The sequence below is a fragment of the Paraburkholderia kururiensis JCM 10599 = LMG 19447 genome (assembly GCF_003986935.1).
Classification (GTDB): domain Bacteria; phylum Pseudomonadota; class Gammaproteobacteria; order Burkholderiales; family Burkholderiaceae; genus Paraburkholderia; species Paraburkholderia kururiensis.
Map to the genome: position 1 here is coordinate 1 of NZ_RJZE01000117.1, position 672 is coordinate 672.

The 672-nt window shown below is 61.3% G+C and carries 1 protein-coding gene; it reads right to left on the minus strand.

Going from position 1 to position 672, the window contains the following annotated elements:
• Nucleotides 1-119 precede the first annotated feature (119 nt).
• Nucleotides 120-672: transposase (locus tag PKKP23_RS33540; protein ID WP_138721063.1), on the minus strand; the 553-nt coding region annotated here is incomplete at its 5' end.

Consider the following 672-nt stretch of genomic DNA (forward strand, 5'->3'; position numbering starts at 1 on the left):
ATGACCGGTTGTAGAACCGCAGTCCTTCACCTTCTCACACGCACCAGCGCGGCATTGCAGCATGTATCGACAGCGAACCTCGATTGAGCTTGTGCTCAACGGGGAAGCCCTTGTAGGTGTTAGGCACATTTGTTAAGGGTTGCAAAGTGGACAAGCATAAGTACCGAGAAGACGACGAAGTGCAGACCCGCCAGGGTTTCGGGCAATCGCTCGAAGTCTCTGGCCAGGCGGCGGAAGCGGTTGAGCCAGCCGAAGCTGCGCTCGACCACCCAGCGGCGCGGCAACAGCACGAAGCCCTTTTTCGCCTCCGGCAGCTTGATGACCTGAAGCTCAATGCCTTCGTCGAGACCCGCCTGCGCAGGCTCTTCGCCGGTATAGCCCTGATCCGCAAACGCCACCTTGACGGTTTGGCCCGTGGCTTGCTGAACCTGCCGCGCCAATTCTCCAACCTGCGCGCGCTCCTGCTCGTTGGCTGGTGTCACATGCACCGCGAGCAGTTGCCCCAACGGGTCGACCGCTATGTGAACCTTGCTGCCTTTCTTGCGCTTGTACCCGTCATAGCCTGCGCGCGGGCCGCTCTCGCACGTCGATTGCAACGTGCGACCATCGAGAATGACCGCACTGGGTTGGCCCCGGCGGTCCTGCGCAACCCGGATCACCGAACGCAGATCG